20 protein-coding genes and 1 pseudogene are annotated in these 20,550 nt (G+C 71.4%); 12 read left to right on the top strand and 9 right to left on the bottom strand.

All coding sequences use genetic code 11. The annotated features are described in order from the left end of the window. Positions 1-63: 63 nt before the first annotated feature. Positions 64-721: pseudogene (locus tag ABZY91_RS17370) on the bottom strand (hypothetical protein). A 291-nt stretch (positions 722-1,012) separates the two neighbouring features. On the opposite strand from ABZY91_RS17370, the gene hemL reads away from it, so the two are divergent. The 7 genes from hemL to ABZY91_RS17405 all read left to right on the top strand — a co-directional run bounded on the left by hemL (position 1,013) and on the right by ABZY91_RS17405 (position 8,264). Beyond that, complete coding sequence (gene hemL / locus ABZY91_RS17375; protein WP_329950300.1) at positions 1,013-2,353, top strand: glutamate-1-semialdehyde 2,1-aminomutase; 1,341 nt, start codon at positions 1,013-1,015, stop codon at positions 2,351-2,353. Between the two features lie 74 nt (positions 2,354-2,427). After that, positions 2,428-3,075, top strand: a complete 648-nt coding sequence (locus ABZY91_RS17380; RefSeq protein WP_329885745.1) for a histidine phosphatase family protein — start codon at positions 2,428-2,430, stop codon at positions 3,073-3,075. Between the two features lie 312 nt (positions 3,076-3,387). Continuing rightward, positions 3,388-3,996: a TlpA disulfide reductase family protein gene (locus tag ABZY91_RS17385; protein ID WP_329885512.1), complete on the top strand. Its 609-nt coding sequence runs from the start codon at positions 3,388-3,390 to the stop codon at positions 3,994-3,996. Beyond that, entirely contained in the window at positions 3,993-4,763 is a 771-nt protein-coding gene (locus ABZY91_RS17390; RefSeq protein WP_355403255.1) for a cytochrome c biogenesis protein CcdA, read from the top strand. Before ABZY91_RS17385 ends, ABZY91_RS17390 begins: the two co-directional genes overlap by 4 nt. Before the next feature lie 65 nt (positions 4,764-4,828). Next, positions 4,829-6,598: a cytochrome c biogenesis protein ResB gene (locus ABZY91_RS17395; RefSeq protein ID WP_355403301.1), complete on the top strand. Its 1,770-nt coding sequence runs from the start codon at positions 4,829-4,831 to the stop codon at positions 6,596-6,598. Positions 6,599-6,601: 3 nt separating this feature from the next. After that, positions 6,602-7,735 (top strand): c-type cytochrome biogenesis protein CcsB, encoded by a 1,134-nt coding sequence (gene ccsB, locus ABZY91_RS17400; protein ID WP_329950302.1) that lies wholly within the window; start codon positions 6,602-6,604, stop codon positions 7,733-7,735. Positions 7,736-7,859: 124 nt separating this feature from the next. Further along, entirely contained in the window at positions 7,860-8,264 is a 405-nt protein-coding gene (locus ABZY91_RS17405; protein WP_329885508.1) for a hypothetical protein, read from the top strand. Positions 8,265-8,317: 53 nt separating this feature from the next. Here the strand turns inward: ABZY91_RS17405 and ABZY91_RS17410 are convergent, their stop codons facing one another. After that, on the bottom strand, positions 8,318-9,385 hold the full coding sequence (locus tag ABZY91_RS17410; protein WP_355403258.1) for a ScbA/BarX family gamma-butyrolactone biosynthesis protein: 1,068 nt from the start codon (positions 9,383-9,385) through the stop codon (positions 8,318-8,320). A gap of 351 nt (positions 9,386-9,736) precedes the next feature. Here ABZY91_RS17410 and ABZY91_RS17415 point away from each other — a divergent pair, with 351 nt between their 5' ends. After that, entirely contained in the window at positions 9,737-10,387 is a 651-nt protein-coding gene (locus ABZY91_RS17415) for a ScbR family autoregulator-binding transcription factor (protein WP_329885506.1), read from the top strand. A gap of 19 nt (positions 10,388-10,406) precedes the next feature. Here the strand turns inward: ABZY91_RS17415 and ABZY91_RS17420 are convergent, their stop codons facing one another. The 4 genes from ABZY91_RS17420 to ABZY91_RS17435 form a co-directional block, all read right to left on the bottom strand. Continuing rightward, on the bottom strand, positions 10,407-11,114 hold the full coding sequence (locus ABZY91_RS17420; RefSeq protein WP_355403260.1) for a ScbR family autoregulator-binding transcription factor: 708 nt from the start codon (positions 11,112-11,114) through the stop codon (positions 10,407-10,409). A 313-nt stretch (positions 11,115-11,427) separates the two neighbouring features. Beyond that, positions 11,428-11,640 carry an acyl-CoA carboxylase subunit epsilon gene (locus tag ABZY91_RS17425; protein ID WP_329885504.1) on the bottom strand — a complete coding sequence of 71 codons (213 nt, stop codon included), beginning with the start codon at positions 11,638-11,640 and terminating at the stop codon, positions 11,428-11,430. A gap of 81 nt (positions 11,641-11,721) precedes the next feature. Next, positions 11,722-13,323 carry an acyl-CoA carboxylase subunit beta gene (locus ABZY91_RS17430; RefSeq protein WP_329885503.1) on the bottom strand — a complete coding sequence of 534 codons (1,602 nt, stop codon included), beginning with the start codon at positions 13,321-13,323 and terminating at the stop codon, positions 11,722-11,724. 440 nt (positions 13,324-13,763) lie between these two features. Then, on the bottom strand, positions 13,764-14,177 hold the full coding sequence (locus tag ABZY91_RS17435; protein WP_329885502.1) for a PLD nuclease N-terminal domain-containing protein: 414 nt from the start codon (positions 14,175-14,177) through the stop codon (positions 13,764-13,766). 115 nt (positions 14,178-14,292) lie between these two features. Here ABZY91_RS17435 and ABZY91_RS17440 point away from each other — a divergent pair, with 115 nt between their 5' ends. Beyond that, a complete protein-coding gene (locus ABZY91_RS17440) occupies positions 14,293-15,750 on the top strand; it encodes a menaquinone biosynthesis decarboxylase (protein WP_329885501.1) in 1,458 nt (485 codons plus the stop codon). Beyond that, entirely contained in the window at positions 15,747-16,652 is a 906-nt protein-coding gene (mqnP, locus tag ABZY91_RS17445; protein ID WP_329885500.1) for a menaquinone biosynthesis prenyltransferase MqnP, read from the top strand. The genes ABZY91_RS17440 and mqnP overlap by 4 nt, the downstream gene beginning before the upstream one ends. A 24-nt stretch (positions 16,653-16,676) precedes the next feature. Here the strand turns inward: mqnP and ABZY91_RS17450 are convergent, their stop codons facing one another. Together ABZY91_RS17450 and ABZY91_RS17455 are read right to left on the bottom strand one after the other, a co-directional pair. After that, positions 16,677-16,886 (bottom strand): DUF4287 domain-containing protein, encoded by a 210-nt coding sequence (locus tag ABZY91_RS17450; protein WP_329885499.1) that lies wholly within the window; start codon positions 16,884-16,886, stop codon positions 16,677-16,679. A gap of 42 nt (positions 16,887-16,928) precedes the next feature. After that, positions 16,929-17,567, bottom strand: a complete 639-nt coding sequence (locus ABZY91_RS17455) for a DUF998 domain-containing protein (protein WP_329885498.1) — start codon at positions 17,565-17,567, stop codon at positions 16,929-16,931. A 169-nt stretch (positions 17,568-17,736) separates the two neighbouring features. On the opposite strand from ABZY91_RS17455, the gene ABZY91_RS17460 reads away from it, so the two are divergent. Together ABZY91_RS17460 and ABZY91_RS17465 are read left to right on the top strand one after the other, a co-directional pair. Then, the gene (locus ABZY91_RS17460) at positions 17,737-18,588 is read left to right on the top strand and encodes a helix-turn-helix transcriptional regulator (protein WP_355403264.1); all 852 of its coding nucleotides are present in this window, start codon (positions 17,737-17,739) and stop codon (positions 18,586-18,588) included. Next, positions 18,557-18,754, top strand: a complete 198-nt coding sequence (locus tag ABZY91_RS17465; protein ID WP_355403266.1) for a DUF397 domain-containing protein — start codon at positions 18,557-18,559, stop codon at positions 18,752-18,754. Before ABZY91_RS17460 ends, ABZY91_RS17465 begins: the two co-directional genes overlap by 32 nt. Before the next feature lie 227 nt (positions 18,755-18,981). Here the strand turns inward: ABZY91_RS17465 and ABZY91_RS17470 are convergent, their stop codons facing one another. Next, on the bottom strand, positions 18,982-20,547 hold the full coding sequence (locus tag ABZY91_RS17470) for a carbamoyltransferase C-terminal domain-containing protein (RefSeq protein WP_355403268.1): 1,566 nt from the start codon (positions 20,545-20,547) through the stop codon (positions 18,982-18,984). Between the last annotated feature and the right edge of the window lie 3 nt (positions 20,548-20,550).

Below are 20,550 nucleotides of genomic sequence, written 5' to 3' on the forward strand. Positions count from 1 at the left end.
AGGTGTTCCAGTGTCAGGTGTTCCGGTGTCAGGTACCCCGGGTTCGGGTCCGGACCGGAGGGATCAGGGCCAGACGAGACAGTAGAGCTGGTGGCCCGCGTCGTGCAGGCGGTTCGCGAAGTCCTGCCACTCGTGCAGCATGCTGTAGATCACGAAGGCGTCGCGCGGGCCCCGGCGGTCGGGGACGGTGGACCAGATGAACGCTGCGGCGCCGAGCTCGGTCTCGTCCGCCTTGCGCAGCGGCTCGACCACGTTCTGCGGGAGCTGCACGACGGCGTAGTCGGGATGCAGCACCACCAGCTCCAGCGGCGGGACCTGGTGCAGCGGCACGCCCTGGATGCCGGTGAGGACCATGGCGCTCATGGTCTCCGGCTTGATCTTGGTGGAGAGGTGGCCGTTGGGCGAGCCGCTGGTCTCCATCAGGTCCCCGAGCCGGCCGAGCGAGCCGAGCTCGCCCGCGTCGAGACCGAGCCCGCCGGGGCCGAGCGCCGTCGGGACTCTGGCGGCGGTGGCGCGGTCGGGTGCCCCGAAGTACTTGTAGGTCACCCCCACGCGTCCCTCACCCCGCCTCTCGCCACCACGACCGCCACGCCCCGTTCCCGCTCCCGTACCCCCGCGTGCGGCCTCGGCGGGGCGGCGGGGGCCACCCGCGGCCTCGTCGTAGCCGTCCTGCGCCTCGGACACTCGGACCATCCTCACCGGAATTCGCCGGAATCGACAGACCCCCGCACACCCGGCGTCCCGCCGGACATGCTCCTTACCCGTCATGCGCCGCCGTACCCAGTCGAGGTACGCGGCAGTCCTCTTCACACCCCTGCATCGACACGGAGCGCCCGTGCATCCCGAGTGCGGGGCACTCTGGACGCACTCCGGGTACATAGTCTGACTGGTTCGAAGAGCCGACGCAGCCAGGGGACCCGTTGTACGGATAACCGTACAGACTTTGGCGCCCGGATCATCGTTCCAGATGATGAGGTCCGACATGCAGAGGTGAAGGACACGATTTGAGACCATGTCCCACGTGAGCTACCCCTACGAAGCACCCCAGTCCCAGTCGCTCTTCGACCGCGCCTCGGTCGTCACCCCCGGCGGCGTCAACTCCCCGGTGCGCGCGTTCCGCGCCGTCGGCGGTACGCCGCGCTTCATGGTGTCCGGCACCGGCCCCTACCTGACCGACGCCGACGGGCGCGAGTACGTCGACCTGGTCTGCTCGTGGGGCCCGATGATCCTCGGCCACGCGCATCCCGCCGTGCTCGACGCCGTCCGGGAGGCGGTGACGCGCGGCACGTCGTTCGGCACGCCCGGCCAGGGCGAGGTCGAGCTGGCCGAGGAGATCGTCGCGCGGGTCGCCCCGGTCGAGCAGGTCCGCCTGGTCTCCTCCGGTACCGAGGCCACCATGTCGGCGATCCGGCTGGCCCGCGGCTTCACCGGCCGGGCCAAGATCGTGAAGTTCGCCGGTTGCTACCACGGCCATGTGGACGCGCTGCTGGCCGCCGCCGGTTCCGGTGTGGCCACCTTCGGCCTGCCGGACACCCCGGGCGTCACCGGCGCACAGGCCGGCGACACCATCGTGCTGCCGTACAACGACCTCGCCGCGGTCGAGGAGGCCTTCCGGGCCCACCCCGGCGAGATCGCCTGCGTGATCACCGAGGCCTCGCCCGGCAACATGGGCGTCGTCCCGCCGCTGCCCGGCTTCAACGCCGGCCTGGCCCGGGTCTGCGGGGAGAACGGCGCGCTGTTCATCTCCGACGAGGTGATGACCGGCTTCCGCGTCTCCAAGGCCGGCTGGTACGGCCTGGAGGCGGCGCGTGAGGGCTGGGCGCCCGACCTGCTGACCTTCGGCAAGGTCATGGGCGGCGGCTTCCCGGCGGCGGCCTTCGGCGGCCGTGCCGACGTGATGGCCCACCTGGCCCCGGCCGGCCCGGTCTACCAGGCCGGCACGCTCTCCGGGAACCCGATCGCCACCGCGGCCGGCCTGGCCCAGTTGCGGGGCTGCACCGACGAGGTGTACGCCACCGTTGACCGGGTCGCCGCCGAGGTCTCCGGCCTGGTGTCGGACGCGCTGACCAAGGAGGGCGTCGTGCACCGGCTGCAGACCGCCGGGAACATGTTCTCGGTGTTCTTCACCGAGGGCGCCGTCACCGACTACGAGCGGGCGAAGACCCAGGAGGCGTTCCGCTTCACCGCGTTCTTCCACGCGATGCTCGCCGAGGGCGTCTACCTGCCGCCGTCCGCGTTCGAGTCCTGGTTCGTCTCGGCCTCCCACGACGAGCGGGCGGTCGAGCGGATCGCCGCCGCCCTGCCCATCGCCGCCCGGGCGGCCGCCGAGGCCACCGCCCCGGCCACGGCCTAGGCTCCGGACGACCCCTACGAAGCTCCCAGGAGTACTGAGAAGTGAGTGCCGAAGAGATCACCGTCGTCCACCTGATGCGGCACGGCGAGGTGCACAACCCGGAGGGCGTCCTGTACGGCCGCCTCCCGGGCTACCGACTGTCCGAGCTGGGCCGGCAGATGGCCGACCGGGTCGCCGAGGACCTGTCCGGCCGGGACATCACCCACGTGGTGGCGTCCCCGCTGGAGCGGGCCCAGGAGACCGCCGAGCCGATCGCCAAGTCGCACGGTCTGGACGTCGCGGTGGACGGGCGGCTGATCGAGGCGGAGAACATCTTCGAGGGCAAGACCTTCGGGGTGGGCGACGGCTCGCTGCGCAACCCGGCCTACTGGAAGTACCTCACCAACCCGTTCCGGCCCTCCTGGGGCGAGCCGTACCTGGAGCAGGCGGTGCGGATGATGGGCGCGCTGGCCGCCGCCCGGGACGCCGCGCGCGGGCACGAGGCGGTCTGCGTCAGCCACCAGCTGCCGATCTGGATCGTCCGCTCCTTCGTGGAGCGCCGCCGGCTCTGGCACGACCCGCGCAACCGGCAGTGCTCGCTGGCCTCGCTGACCAGCTTCACGTACGAGGGGGACCGGATCGTGTCGGTCGGTTACCGCGAGCCCGCCCGCGACCTGCTGCCGGTGCACCTGGTCGGCAAGGGCGGCAAGAGCAAGCCGGTGGGCAAGAGCTTCGGCGCCTGACCCCGCGCCCTCCCCGCGGCGAGGCGTCCTCGTGGCGTGGCGTCCTCGCTGTGGCGTGCTCGCCGCGGCGTCACCGCCGTGGCGGCGGAACCCCCGTGCCCCGGGGCACGCGGCTCCGCCGCCACGGATCGCCGTGCGGCGGACGGGACGAGTGCCCCCGCCCGATGTAGGGCCCGGCTAAATATGGGGTTCATCACCCTCGCCACGACCCGCCACTCCGGTACCGCCGCAGGTCAGAGGGGGTTCGACACGGAAGGCCGGACCCCCCCGAACCTGCCCGGAACTCCATGCGAAACTTTTCACATGTCTGGCATGACGCGCCCCCGTCCCCGTCTCGCCGCAGCGGCCGCCGCCACCGCCGTCGCCGCCGCGCTCGCCCTCAGCGGCTGTTCCTCCTCCGGTTCGTCGGCCAGCGGTGACGGCCAGATCGGCTTCGTCACGGCCAAGGGCAGCAACATCTCCACGGCTGCCGCCGGACATCGCCAGGACGCGCCGGACATCTCCGGCAACACGCTGGAGGACACCCCGGTCAAGCTCTCCGACTACCGGGGCAAGGTCGTCGTCCTCAACGTCTGGGGTTCCTGGTGCGGGCCGTGCCGGGCCGAGGCGGACGACCTCCAGCGGGTCTGGGACAAGTACAAGGACCAGGGCGTCCAGTTCCTCGGCATCAACACCCGGGACCCCGAGAAGGCCAACGCGGTCCGCTTCGAGCAGGAGAAGGGCGTCACCTACCCCAGCCTTTACGACCCTGCGGGCACCCAGCTGCTGAAGTTCCCCAAGGGCAGCCTCAACTCGCAGTCCGTGCCGACCACCATCGTGGTCGACCGCGAGGGCAAGCTCGCCGCCCGGGCCGTCGGCGGCCAGATCGACGACGGCCTGGAGTCGATGATCCAGCCGGTGCTCGCGGAGCAGAAGCAGTGAGTGCCGCACTCCTCGCCGACACGACCGGGACGATCCAGAGCGGGGCGCTGCTGGTGGCCGTGCCGATCGCGCTGATGGCCGGTCTGGTGTCGTTCTTCTCGCCGTGCGTTCTGCCGCTGGTGCCCGGCTACCTCTCCTACGTCACCGGCTTCTCCGCCGCCGACCTCGCGGACGCGCGCGGGGCCCGGCGCGGCCGGATGCTGGCCGGGGTGCTGCTGTTCATCCTCGGCTTCACCGCCGTCTTCGTCTCCACCGGGGCGCTGTTCGGCTACTTCGGGTCGACGCTGCTGGAGCACGAGCGCGTCATCTCGATCGTGCTCGGCGCGCTGACCGTCGTGATGGGCCTGGCCTTCATGGGGCTGGTGCCCGGGCTGAGCATGCGCGAGCTGCGCTCGCACCGCCGCCCGGCGGTCGGCCTCGTCGGCGCGCCGATGCTGGGCGTGGTCTTCGGCGTCGGTTGGACGCCCTGCCTCGGCCCGACCCTGGCCGCCGTGCAGAACCTGGCGCTCAACGAGGCCGATGCCGGCCGCGCCGCGCTGCTGATGACCGCCTACTGCCTGGGCCTGGGCGTACCGTTCGTCGTGGCCGCGGTGGCCTTCCGCCGGGCGCTGGGCGCCTTCGGCTGGGTCAAGCGGCACTACCCGCTCGTCATGCGGATCGGCGGCGGCATGCTCGTCGTGGTCGGTCTGCTGCTCGTCACCGGGCTCTGGAACTCGATGGTGAACGAGCTGCAGTCCTGGACCGCCTCCTTCCAGATCGGAATCTGACCGTGAGCAAGACCACGACCGGTACCGAGCTGCCCGCGCAGGAGGTCGAGGACGCGGCGGAGAGGATGACCACCGCTCCGATCGAGTCGGACGGCCCGACCGGCATCGGCGTGCTCGGCTGGCTGCGCTGGATGTGGCGTCAGCTGACGTCGATGCGGGTCGCGCTGATCCTGCTCTTCCTGCTGTCGCTGGCGGCCATCCCCGGTTCGCTGATCCCGCAGAACGGCCAGAACCAGTTCAAGGTCGAGAGCTGGAAGGCGCAGCACGCCACGGTCGCGCCGATCTACGAGAAGCTCCAGCTGTTCGACGTCTACAGCTCGGTCTGGTTCTCGGCGATCTACATCCTGCTGTTCGTCTCGCTGGCGGGCTGCATCGTCCCCCGCACCTGGCAGTTCGTCGGGGTGCTGCGGGCGCAGCCGCCGGCCGCGCCGCGCAACCTGACCCGGATGCCGGTGTACGCGGCCTGGCGGACGGACGCGGACGTCGCGGACGTCAACGCCGCCGCGCACCGGCTGCTGCGGGCGCGGCGGTTCCGCGCGCACCTCGGCGGCGGCGCGGTGGCGGCCGAGAAGGGCTACCTGCGCGAGGTCGGCAACCTGGTCTTCCACCTGTCGCTGTTCGCGCTGCTCGGCGGTTTCGCCTGGGCGAGCCTGGCGAGCGGCACCGGCGGCAAGCTGCTGGTCGAGGGCGAGGGCTACTCGAACACCATCACGCAGCTGGACGACTTCACCGGGACCAGGTTCTACGGCACCGACGACCTCGACCCGTTCTACGTGAAGCTGAAGAACTTCACCTCGAAGTTCCAGAGCCGGGGCGACCAGATCGGCAGCGCCCGGGAGTTCACCGCGCACGTCGAGTACTACGGGGGCAGCGACGCCGGGAAGCTCAAGCAGGGCACGATCGAGGTGAACCACCCGCTGGAGGTCGGCGGCAGCAAGTTCTACCTGATCGGGCACGGCTACGCCCCGGTGATCACCGTGCGGAACGGCGCGGGCGACGTCGTCTACACCGGCGCGACCCCGTTCCTGCCGCAGGACGGCAACCTGACGTCCACCGGTGTCGTCAAGGTCTCCGACTACGGCGACAAGGACGGCAAGAAGACCCAGATGGGTTTCTCCGGCTTCTTCCTGCCGACCGCCCCGGTGGCGTTCGACCGGAACACGGGCCCGCGCTCGCTGTTCCCCGGTGACGCGGACCCGGCGCTGGTGCTCAACGCCTACGCGGGAGACCTGGGCACCGACTCCGGCCTGCCGCAGAACATCTACCAGCTCAACACGAAGAACCTCACCCAGCTCCAGCAGGAGGGCGAGCCCGCCAAGATCCGGTTGAAGCCGGGCCAGGGCTGGACCCTTCCGGACGGCTACGGGAGCGTCACCTTCGAGGGCTACAAGCAGTGGGCCAGCTTCAACGTCTCGCACCGTCCGGGCAACGGGATCGCCCTCGTCGGGGCGGTGCTGGCGATCCTCGGCCTGATCGGCTCGCTGTTCGTGCAGCGGCGCCGGATCTGGGTGCGGGCGGTGGCGCTTCCGGACGGTGGCACGCTGGTCGAGCTGGCCGGGCTGGGCCGCAGTGAGTCGGCGAAGATCGCCGAGGAGCTGGCCGAGCTGGCGGTCGACCTCCAGGACGACGCGCCCGCGCTCGACGACCCGGACGACGACCCGGACGACGACGCTGCCGAAGCCGAAGCCGAAGCCGAAGCCGAAGCCGAAGCCGACGCCGACGCCGACGCCGACGCCGACGCCGACGCACACGGCTCCGACGAGGCCGACGAGGCCTCCGCACCACCCGCACCTTCCGACCCCGCAGTCCCTGCCGACCAGAACTCCAAGGAGTAGACGGTGCACCTCGCCTCGTCGGTCGACCCACAGCTGGCCGACCTGTCCAACAAGCTGATCTACTCGGCCATGGCCGTCTACCTGATCGCCATGTTCGCCTACATGTTCGAGTGGACCTTCGGTGCCAAGGGTGCCGTCGCCGTCCGCTCCATCGAGCAGGCCGGCCTGGCCGAGACCGTCGCCGAGGCCGATGCCAAGGCCAAGGGCTCCAAGAAGGTGACCGTCACCGTCGCCTCCGCGCGCGGCGGCACCACCACGCTCACCCGCACCGCACTGGCCGGCGAAGGCGCGACGGTGGTGACCAGCGGTCGCGGCGACGACGAGGTCGACGGCCCGGGTGCGGCCGGCACCAGCGAGAAGGCCGACCTGGCCGGCCGGATCGCGGTCTCGCTCACCGTGCTCGGAGCCCTGCTGCACGTGGGGGGCGTGCTCACCCGCGGCCTCTCGGTGTCCCGCTGGCCGTGGGGCAACATGTACGAGTTCTCCTGCGCCTTCGCGCTCGCGATGACGGTGGCCTTCGTCGGCCTGCTGCTGTCGAAGAAGCCGGTCCGCTGGCTCGGCCTGCCGGTCACCCTGGCCGTCGTGCTCACGCTCGGCATCGCCACCGAGGTGCTGTACACCGAGTCCGAGCAGCTCGTTCCGGCGCTGCACTCGTACTGGCTGGCGATCCACGTCTCCACCGCGATCGTCTGCGGCGGCGCCTTCTACGCGGCGTTCATCGCGACCCTGCTGTACCTGGGCAAGGACTCCTTCGACAAGCGGATGGCGGCGGGTCTGACCAGGGGCCCGCTCGGCACCTCGCCGTCGATCTGGCGCCGGCTGCCGGCCGCGTCGACCCTGGACAAGCTGTCCTACCGGATCAACGCGCTGGTCTTCCCGCTCTGGACCTTCACGATCATCGCGGGCGCGATCTGGGCCGAGGCGGCCTGGGGCAAGTACTGGGAGTGGGACCCGAAGGAGACCTGGTCGTTCATCACCTGGGTCGCCTACGCGTGCTACCTGCACGCCCGCGCCACCGCCGGCTGGAAGGGACGCAAGGCCGCCTACCTGGCCCTCGGCGCCTTCGCCTGCTGGCTGTTCAACTACTACGGCGTGAACATCTTCGTCACCGGCAAGCACTCCTACGCGGGGCTCTGACCGGGGGCTGCACCACCCACCGGCCCGGCGCTCCGCACAAGGAAGCCGGGCCGAGGTGCGAGAGGGGTAGTTCGTGCCGGCCGTCCGGTCCGGCACGGGAATGAACCGAGGAGGAAATCGCGCAATGGAGTGCGACGAGGTCATGCTGACCGTCCGAATCACCGCCGCCGAGCGCACGTTGCTCCGCCGGCTCGCCCAGGGGCACCGGAGCGACGTGTCCGAGGTGGTGGCAGACGGCCTGCTGGACATCATTCCCACGTTCAGCTCGCCGACCGACGCCTACCGGCTGCTGGGGGCCCTCGCGGCGCCCGCGCCGTGCGCGCTGACCGTCTGGCTGCCGACGCCGCTGGCCGATCTGCTGGTGCCGGGTGCGGCCCGGATCGCCCAGGTGACGGAGGTCCGGATCGGCTCGGCCAGCGCCATGCTGGGCGCCGCGCTGCGGCTCTGGCTGGCCCAGGACCCGGTCCGGCTGGCGGCCAACCTCAGCGTGATGCACGCGGGTCGTCCGTCGGCCCTGGTCGCGGCCTGACCTGACGGCGGTACCGGGGGGAGCCACGGTCCGGCGCCGGTGCGGGCGCCGGATCAGCCGGCGAGCGACAGGCCCCGGCAGACCGGGGCGGGCCCGACGGCGGTCGGCCCGCCGTCGGCCGGACCGGCCAGCAGCCGGCACTCGGCGACCGTCCGGCCGTCCTGCACCAGCAGGACCCGGACCGGGACCCGCCGTACGTCACGACCGGCCCCGGGGCCGCTCTCCGGGGCGGGCTCGCGGACGGCCCGGACCAGGCAGGGGCGGTCCAGCGCGATGGGGGCGTGGAAGGACGTGACCAGCTCGACCGGCGCCACCCGGGCCGGGTGGCAGAGCCGTTGGGCGGCCTGGCGCGCCGCCTCCAGGACGAGCATCCCGGGGACGTGGTCGGGGGCCGGGTCCATCCGGTCGAACAGCGCCGGGTGGTCGGCGTCCGCGCGCAGCAGCCAGCTGCCGGGCAGCAACGAGGGGCCGAGCACGACGTCGGCGGCCCGCTGGCGGCCGACGAGTTCGGGCGCGGTGCAGGACTCCGGGGGCCGGGGAGCGGGAGCCGGGCGGCCGGGGCCGCGCAGCCGGGCGTACGAGGCGGGGGAGAGCACCCGCAGTTCGCCGGAGCCGCGGCCGACCGGACGGCCGTCCCGTTCGATCTCGGCGTGCACCCGCAGGGCGGCCAGCCGGCCGTGCCGCATCCGGACGTCCTGGCAGCCGACGCGGAGCATCAACGCGGCGGGGGCGGGGGCGATCGCGAGGCCGTCGAGGCCGGCAGGCCCGAGCGCGTAGCTGAGTTCGTCGAGCGCGTAGTGGTGGTCGTGCGGGACGCCGAAGCCGACGTGGCCGATCAGCAGGGCGGCCTGGCGGATCGTCTCGGCCATCAGGACGGGGTCGTGGTGGCGGTCGCCGGGCAGCCGGTAGAAGCCGTGCAGCCGGGGCCACTGGGCACCGAGCAGGAAGTCGTACGGGCCGGTGGCCTGCCAGCCGGTGATCAGGACCTCGGCGACCGAGGAACGGTGCACCAGATGGCGCGAGACGGTCCGCTCGTGGAAGTCGTAGCGGGCCTGACCGGGGTGGCCGGGAGCGGGGTGGGGGTACGGAGAATCGCCGTCCGGTTCTGCGATCGCTGGCATGGCGGGCCCCACTCCCGGGTGTCGGTCGACCGGCCGCGTGAGCGGCCTCGGGAAAACATACAGGCCACCCGGTTTCTGCTCGGCGTGAGGGGCCGCCACTGCCGGAAAGCCGACATGCACACGCTACCCGGCCGCTGGTCTGCGGGAACGTCCGGCCGGGAGAGTCCGGACCTTGGACGGGGGTCGGTCCCCCCTGGACGGCGGGGACCGACCAGGGGCTAGATTAGATACCAACCATGCGGTTTCGGGCGGGCCGGTCCGCATGCGTGGCGCCGCACCACCACCGACGGCGGCGCCGAGACAGCACCCGGGCGAGCCGGAGCTCGCCGCGGCCGGGGCCGGAGGGGCCGAGTGGCTAAGCAGGAACGGGCGGGGCGAACCAGGCAGGCCGTGCTGCTGGCCGCGGCGGACACCTTCGCGGACGCGGGCTTCGAGTCGGCCAGCCTGGTCGACATCAGTCGCCGGGCGGGCGTCAGCAAGGGCGCGCTCTACTTCCACTTCGTCTCCAAGCAGGCGCTCGCCGACGGTGTCCGCGCCGAGGCCGGAGACGCGATCGGTGCGGCCGTGCTGCGGGCCCTGCGCGGCGCCGCGCCGGCCGTCCAGGAGCTGATCGACCTCACCCACGAGCTCGGCCGGCTGCTGCGCGAGGACGTGGTGGTCCGGGCCGGTGTGCTGCTCGGCCTCGGCGGCCGGCCGGCGGCCTGCGCGGGCGGACTGGTGGTGGCGCCGGCGGGATCACCCCCGGAGCCGTCGGCGGACGCCTGGCGCAGCCTGACCGCCGTCTTCCGGACCCTGCTCGACCGCGCGGGGGAGGCCGGCGAGCTGCGCCCCGGGCTGGACCGGGGCCAGGCCGCCGAACTGCTCACCACGCTGGCGGCCGGGCTGGTGCTGTTCGCCGCCGAGTCCACCGGCCGGCTCGCGGAGGAGGCGGTCCGCGGGCTCTGGGCGGCCGCGCTGCCCGCCCTCGTGCCGGCGGAGCGCTTCGGGGAGTACCGGACCTGACAGCGGGGCGGGCGGCGGATCAGGCCGGGGGTGGTCCGGGATCCGGTGCGTCCGCCGGTGGTGCGTCCGCCGGTGGTGCGTCCGCGGGCGGCGTGCCCGCAGGCGCTTCGGCGGGCGGCAGCCGGTCGGCCAGGACGAGCCGGGCCAGGGTGTGCGGCGGGACGAGGCCGGGCAGCAGGAGCGTCCAGAGGTCGGCCATCCGCCGCAGGAGGTCCCGGCGGTCGGTGAACACCTGCGAGCTGAGCTGGATGCCGGTCACCGCGCCGGTGATCACTCCGGCCGCGGCCGCCGGTTCCACCCCGGGGCGGAGCTCACCGGAGTCCCGGGCGTGCTCCAGCAGTTCGCGGGCCGCGTCCGTCCAGCCCTGGTAGGCGGCGATCTGCGGCTGGGTGAAGCTGCCGTGCTCGATGGTCAGCCGGATCGAGCCGCGCAGCACCGGGTTGTCGAGCAGGGCGTGGGCGAAGGCGTAGCCGAGGTCGATCAGGGTCTGCACCGGGCTCTCGGAGGCCGGCTGCCAGGTGGCCAGCCAGGCGCTCTGGCCCGCGATCACGGCGAGCGCCAGCTCTTCCTTGGAGTGGAAGTGGAAGTAGAGCGCGCCCTTGGTGACGCGGGCCCGTTCCAGGATCTCCGCCATGGTGGCGGCCGCGTAGCCCCGCTCGTCGAACACCTCGGCCGCGGCGAGCAGCACCGCCTGGCGGGTCGCCAGCGCCCGGGCCTGCCTGGCCATCGCAGCCTCCTCGGATAGTTCTGGTCGTCGGCAGCGGCTGGATCCCACGGGCCGACGGGGCGGCGGGCCGCGTACCGTCCGGTGGCGATCCTATCGAGCACCCGGGGTCACTCTCCGGCGCGCGAATGGCATCGCGCGCCGGTCTGTACGCCGGTTCACGTGTACGAACGTGCGCCGCGACCGCGCGCCGTGACTGCGCGCCGCGAACGTGCGCCGTGGCTCTGCGCCGCGACCGTGCGCCGCGAACGCCGAGGGCCGGCCACCCCGAGGGTGACCGGCCGTCGGTCGTGCGGTCCGGTGCTGCGGGCGAGCCTCAGGCGGCCCACTGCCAGCTGACCGGCGAGTAGTACGCCGGGCGGCGCTCCAGGCGCTGCCAGTTGGCGATCGGCTCGACCGGCGAGGCGGCGGAGGCCGCGTGCTGGGCGGACGCGGCGCGCGCCATCAGCACGGCGGTCAGGGCGGCGAGCTCCTCGTCGGTGAGCGAGCCGCGGACGATGCGGACGAGTGGTTCGGCGGAAGCGGTCATGGTCCGGTCTTCTCCCGGCGGAAGAGGGTGAGGGGTCGTCGGCACTGTGGCCGCGGTGCTGTCCGCGGCCGAACCGCGCTGTTACATCGGGGGGTTGCCGTGCTTGCGGCTCGGCAGGTCCGCGTGCTTGGTGCGCAGCATGGCCAGCGAGGAGGCCAGGACCTGGCGGGTCTCGGCCGGGTCGATGACGTCGTCCACGAGGCCGCGCTCGGCCGCGTAGTACGGGTGCATCAGTTCGTTCTTGTATTCCTTGATCTTCTGCGCGCGCATGGCGTCCGGGTCGTCGGCGCCGTTGATGTCGCGGCGGAAGATCACGTTGGCCGCGCCCTCCGCGCCCATCACGGCGATCTCGTTGGTCGGCCACGCGAAGGACAGGTCGGCGCCGATCGAACGCGAGTCCATCACGATGTACGCGCCGCCGTACGCCTTGCGCAGGATCAGCTGGATGCGCGGCACGGTCGCGTTGCAGTAGGCGTAGAGCAGCTTGGCGCCGTGCCGGATGATGCCGTCGTGCTCCTGGTCGACGCCGGGCAGGAAGCCGGGGACGTCGAGCATGGTCACCAGCGGGATGTTGAAGGCGTCGCACATCTGGACGAAGCGCGCGGACTTCTCGCTGGCGTTGATGTCGAGGACGCCGGCCAGCGACTGCGGCTGGTTGGCGATGATGCCGGTGACGTGACCGTCGATCCGGGCCAGCACGCAGAGGACGTTGGTGGCCCAGCGCTCGTGGACCTCCAGGTACTCGCCGTGGTCGACGATCTCCTCGATCACCTTGCGCATGTCGTACGGGCGGTTGCCGTCGGCCGGCACCAGGTCGAGCAGCGAGTCGTTGCGGCGGTCCACCGGGTCGTCGTTGACGACCGGCGGCGGCATCTCGCGGTTGTTCTGCGGCATCAGGGAGAGGAGGAAGCGGACCTCCTCGATGCAGGACTGCTCGTCGTCGTACGCGAAGTGCGCGACACCGGAGACGCCGGAGTGGACGTCGGCGCCGCCGAGCCCGTTCTGGCTGATCTTCTCGCCGGTGACGGCCTGCACCACGTCCGGGCCGGTGATGAACATCTGCGAGGTCTCGCGGACCATGAAGATGAAGTCGGTCAGGGCCGGCGAGTAGGCCGCGCCGCCGGCGCACGGGCCGAGCATCACGGAGATCTGCGGGATGACGCCGGAGGCCCGGGTGTTGCGCTGGAAGATGCCGCCGTACCCGGCGAGGGCGGTGACGCCCTCCTGGATGCGGGCGCCGGCGCCGTCGTTCAGCGAGACCAGCGGGGCGCCGGCCGCGATGGCCATGTCCATGATCTTGTGGATCTTCTGGGCGTGGGCCTCGCCGAGGGCGCCGCCGAAGATCCTGAAGTCGTGTGCGTAGGTGAAGACCGTCCGGCCGTGCACGGTGCCCCAGCCGACGATCACGCCGTCGGTGTGCGGCTTCTTGGCCTCCAGGCCGAAGCCGGTGGCGCGGTGCCGGCGGAGCGGCTCGACCTCGCGGAAGGAGCCCTCGTCGAGCAGCAGGTCGATACGCTCGCGGGCGGTCAGCTTGCCCTTGGCGTGCTGCGCCTCGGTGGCCTTCTCGCTGGGGCCGCGGCGGACCTGCTCGCGAAGCTCGTGCAACTCGGCGACCCGCCCTCGGGCGTCCGCCGGGCTCTCCGGGATGTCGTCTCCGACCGGTGCCTCATGCACAACCGTCATCTCGAACCACTCCAAAGGTGAGGGAACTGTCCGACAGCCAACGTCTGCGATGCCCCCGGCTGCGAATCACTTCTTCACTTATGACTGTACGAGGGGCCGCGTGCTGGTTTCGGCGTCGATTCCGTACAAGGTCGCGTCCGTTTAGATGTCAGGGCTGCACAGAACCCGTAGCGTTTCAGCCCATGCGGCCGGTAGCTGTTCGATTACCCCGAGCTTTCGCCCAGGTGGCCGCCGGATGATCTGAGCATGAGGAAACCCGCAGGTCAGGGCTGTCATGAGCAGCGCCGATCGGGTCGAACCGAGGATCGCTCAAGGGTCGCTCGGTGCGGCCGTGAAGGCTGTGCCGGACGGCCGGTGGCGGCAGGGCAGTCGTAGGGATGCACCAAAAACTCCGCAGCCCACCCGGTGGGTACCGGGTGGGCTGTCCGAGCTACGGGGGGTCAGCTCCTCCGGCCGTCCTCCGGATCCTCCCTGCCGCGCAGCTCCTCCTCGCGGCGGCGCAAATCCGCCTCCCACTGCTTGAGCATGTCCTCGTGCTTCTTGTCGTCCTTCTTCAACGACGCCAGGAACTCCGGGTCGTCGTCCGGCGCGAGCGGCCGGCCTCCGCGCGGGCGGTCGAACCCGGAGCCGCCGTCGCCGTTCACGTGGCGGCCCGCACCGGCGGTCCGCGGGGCGTTGCGCTGCTTGCCTGCCACCAGCCAGGCGATCGACCCCACCAGCGGGAAGAGCAGCACGATGATCACCCAGACCACCTTCGGCAGGTGCTTCACCTCGTCCTCGGGGGTGGTCAGGCAGTCGATGAAGGCCCACACCCACAGGGCGAGCGGGAGTACGAAGGTCAGAATCCTCAGCACGGCGGCGATCTCCCCCGGCGACGGCGGTGGCGGGCGGGCGACTCCTGGAGCGGCGGGACGCTTCAGGGGGGCCCTTGACACAGGCCAGGCTAGCGGGTGGCGGATACTGGCTGGCATGGCATACGACGATCTCCGCTCGTTCCTGCGGGCCCTCGACCGCGAAGGCGACCTCAAGCGCATCAAGGCGGAGGTGGACCCGTACCTGGAGGTCGGCGAGATCGTCGACCGGGTGCAGAAGGCCAAGGGCCCCGCGCTGCTCTTCGAGAACGTCAAGGGTTCCTCGATGCCGCTGGCGATGAACGTCTTCGGCACCGAGCGCCGGCTGGCCAAGGCCCTCGGACTCAAGGGCCCGGAGGAGATCTCCGAGAAGATCGCCGGTCTGCTGAAGCCGGAGCTGCCGCAGGGCTTCACCGGGTTCCGGGACGCCTTCGGCAAGCTCGCCTCGATGGCCCACGTGCCGCCGCGGAACGTGAAGTCCGGCGACGCGCCGGTGCACGAGGTCGTGCTCACCGGCGAGGACGTCAACCTGGACGAGCTGCCCGCGCTCTTCACCTGGCCGCTGGACGGCGGGTCGTTCTTCAACCTGGGCCTCACCCACACGAAGGACCCGGACTCCGGCATCCGCAACCTCGGTCTGTACCGCCTCCAGCGGCACGACCGGCGGACCATCGGCATGCACTGGCAGATCCACAAGGACAGCCGCAACCACGCGGCGGTGGCCGCCGCGCGGGGTGAGCGGCTGCCGGTCGCGATCGCCTTCGGCTGCCCGCCGGCCGTCACCTACGCGGCCACCGCCCCGCTGCCGGGCGACATCGACGAGTACCTGTTCGCCGGCTTCGTCGCCGGGGAGCGGGTGAAGATGGTCGACTGCAAGACCGTGCCGCTCCAGGTGCCGGCCGACGCCGAGGTGGTCCTGGAGGGGTGGCTGGAGCCCGGGGAGCTGCTGCCCGAGGGCCCGTTCGGCGACCACACGGGCTTCTACACGCCGCAGGAGCCGTTCCCGGCGCTGACGATCGACTGCGTGACGATGCGCCGCCGTCCGATCCTGCAGTCCATCGTGGTCGGCCGCCCGCCGACCGAGGACGGCCCGCTGGGCAAGTTCACCGAGCGGTTCTTCCTGCCGCTGCTGAAGATCATCATCCCGGACATCGTCGACTACGACCTGCCCGAGGCGGGCGGCTTCCACAACTGCGTGATCGTCTCGATCGACAAGAAGTACCCGAAGCACGCCCAGAAGACGATGCACGCCATCTGGGGCGCGCACATGATGTCGCTGACCAAGCTGATCATCGTGGTGGACGCCGACTGCGACGTGCACGACTACCAGGAAGTCGCCTGGCGGGCCTTCGGCAACGTCGACTACAGCCGCGACCTGACCGTCGTCGAGGGCCCGGTGGACCACCTCGACCACGCCTCCTACCAGCAGTTCTGGGGCGGCAAGGCGGGCATCGACGCGACCCGCAAGCTGCCCACGGAGGGCTACACCCGGGACGGCGGCTGGCCCGAGATGGTCTCCTCCGACCCCGAGACCGCCGCCCTGGTGGACCGTCGCTGGAAGGAGTACGGCCTGTGAGCACGGCGGCAGCCCTCCCCGAGGTCCCGCCCGGGAAGGTCAAGAGCTTCCTCCGGCTGGTGATGATCGAGCACTCGGTCTTCGCCCTGCCCTTCGCCTACATCGCGGCGCTGACCGCGATGTTCCTGTCCGACGAGCGGGTGCACTGGGGCGAGCTGTTCGTCGTCACCGTCTGCATGGTCGGACTGCGGACCTTCGCCATGGCGGCCAACCGGATCATCGACCGGGAGATCGACGCCCGGAACCCGCGCACCGCCGGGCGTGAACTGGTCACGGGCGCCGTCTCGCTGAAGACCGCGTACGTGGGCTCGGCGGTCGCGCTGATCGTCTTCCTGGGCGCGGCGGCCCTGCTGAACCCGCTCTGCCTGGTGCTCGCGCCGGTCGCCGTGGTGCCGATGGTGGTCTACCCGTACGGCAAGCGGTTCACCGACTTCCCGCAGGCCATCCTGGGGATCGCCCAGGCGATGGGACCGGTGGGCGCCTGGCTGGCCGTCACCGGCACGTGGTCCTGGGACGCGGTGGTGCTCGGCGCGGCGGTCGGCATCTGGATCGGCGGCTTCGACCTCATCTACGCCTGCCAGGACGTGGAGTCCGACCGGGCGGGCAGCGTGCGGTCGGTGCCGGCCCGGTTCGGCGTCCCGGCGGCCATCCGGGGCGCGCGCGGCTGCCACGTGGTCACCACGCTGCTGCTCGGCTGGTACGCGGTGCTGACGGACGCCGGGCCGGCGTTCTGGGTGGGGCTGCTGGTGGTCGCGGGCGCCTTCGTCTACGAGCACACCATCGTGAAGCCCCACGACCTCTCGCGGCTGAACCGGGCGTTCTTCCAGACCAACGGGTTCGTCGGGATCTCGCTGTTCTTCTTCGCGCTGGTCGACCTGGTGGTGCGCGGCCTCGGCATCTGAGCCGGGGCCGCGCCCTCCGGGGCGTCAGCCCTTCAACTCGTCCAGCGTGTGCTTGACGAGCGCGTTGGCGTGGCCGTGGCCGAGGCCGTGCTCGGCCTTGAGCCAGGCGACCAGCTCCGCGTGCTTGCTGAGCGGGGAGGAGCGGATCAGCTCCTTCCAGTGGGAGACGGGGTGGCCGTACTTCTCCTCGATGGAGGGGAAGTAGCTGGCGGGGCCGTTGCCGGGGAGGGCCATGGGGATTCTCCTGACGTCCGAACGGTCTTGGGAGTTCGATCTTCACGCATTCAGCTTGACGGTGACAGCGGTGAGCCAGCCGAGCCCGAGCGCGGCGCCCAGGGTGAAGGCCAGCACCGTGGCCCCCGATGCGGCGAAGCCGAGGAGCACGGCGGCGGCCACCAGGCGGGAGGCGAGCGCCCAGCCGCGGTCCAGGTGCCGGGCGAGGACGAGGAAGGCCGCGCACAGGGCGAGGAAGCCCACCGCCCCGCCGATCAGGTGGACGGTGCCGTGCGCGCTCAGCTCCGTCACCCGCCCTTCGGGCGCCCCGACCGGGAACCCGGCTCCGGGGTCGGCCGCGAAGAACCCGTCCAGGACGAAGGCCGCGCCGAACACCCCGACGAGTCGCGGCGCCCAGACGCCGGCGGGCAGCGCGAGCCGCAGCCCGACGGCGCCGGTGACGGTGAGCAGACCGGTGAGGAGGAACGCCGTCTGCTGGATCCAGCCGAGGTCGCCGAGGCTCAGCTGGCTGAGCGCGTTGCGGGTGAAGTCGAAGCCCTCGCGGGTCAGGCCCCCGACGACGCCGACGGCGAGGAAGAGCGGCCCGGCGGCGGCGCCGGCGGCCAGCAGGGCGCGGGTGGTGGAGCGGGCGCGGTCGGCCGGGGCGGTCGGGGTGATCGGCGCTGCCATCGTGTTCGTCATGCCAGTAGGACCGGGGGCGGCGCGAGAACTCATCGGGACCGGCGATGTGATCCGGGTCACTCTCGATGAGACAAGCACACTATTGCTGTTCGTGTCCCAGCCGTTCCTCTGCGTGGCTAGCGTTGCCACCGGAAGGCCCGAGCACCGGTTCCTTGAAGGGATTTGGCACATGGCCATGGAACTCGACCCGTCCCGTTCGCCCCGCGCGTTCTGGGGCGAGGAGATCAAGCGGCTGCGGGAGGAGGCGGGGCTCTCGCAGGAGGCGCTGGGGAAGCTGCTGTTCTGCTCGGGCGCGTACGTCGGCCTGCTGGAGGGGGCGGTCCGGAACCCGCAGGAGGACATGTCGGTGCGCTTGGACGACGTGCTCGGCACCGGCGGCCACTTCCTGCGCGTCTACGAGATGTACCGGAAGTCCTCGCGCTACGCCGACTACTTCCGGCACGCCGCCGAGTTGCAGGGACTGGCGCTGACCATCAGCGAGTTCTCCCCGCTGCTGGTGCCGGGCCTGCTGCAGACGCCCGACTACGCGAGGGCGTTGTTCGAGTCGGCGCAGCCGCTGCGGAAGGCGGCCGAGAACGAGGAGATGGTCGCGGCCCGGATGTCGCGGGCCGAGCTGCTCGATCGGAAGTCCGCGCCCATGTACTGGGCGGTCCTGGACGAGGCGGTGCTGCGGCGCCCCGTCGGCGGCGAGGCTGTGATGGCAGGCCAGTTGAGGTATCTTGCCGCTCTGTTTCAGGCGCGCAAGGCACTCATCCAAGTGGTTCCGCTGACGGCGGGTGCGCACTCGTTGATGGTCGGCTCCCTCAGCCTGATGACCTTCGAGGATGCGCCGCCGACGGCCTATGTCGAAGGGCTTCTCACGGGGAATCTGGTGGACGATCCGGCGCTGGTCGACCAGTGCTCGCTGGCCTACGATCTGGTCAGGGCTGCCGCGTTGTCGCCGGAGGCGTCCCTGGCCCTGATCGAATCGGCGGCGGAGGACCACGCGGATGCAGCGAACCGAGCAGTGGCGCAGGAGTAGTTACAGCAGCGGCAACGCAAGCGACAACTGCATCGAGGTGGACGACGCGCGCCCCGGTTCGGTCCGTGACTCGAAGGACCCGCAGGGCCCGCGACTGCGCTTCACCCCGGCGGCGTGGCAGTCCTTCGTGACCGCCACCGCCGACGGCGAGTTCGACGCCGGCTGACGCACTCACCGACTCGCAGCGAAGGCGTCCCCGAAACACCGGGGGCGGCCTTCGAGCCGTTCGGGGGCGCTACTGGCAGGCGCGGCCGTCCTGCGAGGTCCTCCGATGCCGGGGACCGGCCCGGGGCGCAAAGCGGTGGGCGGGGCGGGTGCTCGGCCGTGCCGCCGACCTGGTCGCGGCCGAGCACCCGCCGGGTGCCCGCCAGACACCCGCGCGCGCAGCCGGCCCTAGCGTCGCGGTGTGACGAAGACGTCGTTCACGACGTACCCGTCCAGTCCGTGCAGCTCGCCGTAGGCGATCAGGTCGCTGCTCCGGTTGATGAACCCGCGTCCCGAATAGTTGAGCGAAGTGTTGCAGAGCACGCTGAATCCGGTGAGTTCGCCGAAGGCGGTCAGCAGTGCACCCATGGCCGGGTTCGCGGTCGGGTCGACGGTCTGGGTGCGGGCCGTTCCGTCGACGTGGGTCACCGCGCGCAGGTCGGCGGATTCGACCCGGCTGAAGTACAGCATGTAGGGGTCGGGGAGGCCACCGCCGAACCAGCGGCCCGCTTCCTGCTCCAGGCAGATCGGGGCGATGGGGCGGTAGCTTTCGCGCTGTTTGATCCTGTTGAGCCTGGCCGTGGTCTCCTCGGTGAAGGGAGCGGCCAGGATCGACCGGTTCCCGAGGGCGCGGGGGCCGATCTCCCAGCGGCCCCGCGCCCAGCCGATGATCTTCCCGTCGCGGAGGTGGCGGGCGACCTCGCCGTGGTCCAGCGGGCGGATCTCGTAGCGCTGCGGGTCGAACGCGATGTCCTCCACGAATTCGCCGCCCGCGTAGACGTCCCACTCCAGGTCGGCCGACCCGGTGTAGAAGTGCTGGGCGTCGATGGCGGTGCCGATCGCGGATCCGCTGTCGTTGGGACACGGCGGAACGAAGACCGCGGGGAAGAGCCCGCACTCGCGCCAGCGCCGGTTCCACTCGCAGTTGAGCCCGCAGCCCCCGGAGACGAGCAGCGGGAATCCCTCGGTCAGGTGCTCCCGGGCGTACGCGTGGAAGCGCTCGAAGATGGCGTCCGAGAGCCGGGCCGCCAGGTTCCTGTAAGCGCTCGATTCCACACCGACGTTGTGGAAGGGGGAATCGGTCATCCGGTCCTTCAGGCTTCCGGTGATGACCTCCTTCTGGCCGAGGACGAAGTCGATCACGTCCTGTTCCGCCCGGGTCGCCGGCCGGTTCTCGGCGAATCCGGCCAGGGCCATCTGCTTCCCCGCGTCCTGGAACCGGACGAACTCCTGGTGCGGACTGAACTTCGGGTCGGCGAGCGCGAAGCCGTAGGAGTACTTGTTGCCGGGGTAGTTGAGCACCTCCTTGAGATGGGTCACCTTCCCGTGCTGGTCGATCCGGTAGAACGAGCCGATGTTCCCCTCCCACACCAGGCTGTAGAAGGGCTGGTCCCGGCGGAGTGCCGACATGCCGTAGGACGTCATGATGTGGGAGCGCTCATGGGTGGACGAGAAGACGCGCACGGCCTTGCCGAAGAACCGGCCGGCCTCGTCCGTGATCGCGGATTCGCCCACACCGAAGTACCCGGCGCGCGAAGGCTGGTCGGTGCACTGGGTGCCCTTGATCCAGCCGCTCACGGCGACGACGTCGGGCTGCCTGTCCAGCCGGTCCGCCGCCGTCGCGAACAGTTCGGCCGTCGGATTGCTGTAGCGGAGGAACGAGTCCTTCTCCGCTTCCAGGGAGAAGAGCAGCCTGCCGTCGTCGACGGCCGCGATCGCCCCGTCATGGCCTTCCTTGAGGGAAAGAATCAGCATGAT

The sequence above is a fragment of the Kitasatospora sp. NPDC002965 genome (assembly GCF_040611255.1).
Classification (GTDB): domain Bacteria; phylum Actinomycetota; class Actinomycetes; order Streptomycetales; family Streptomycetaceae; genus Kitasatospora.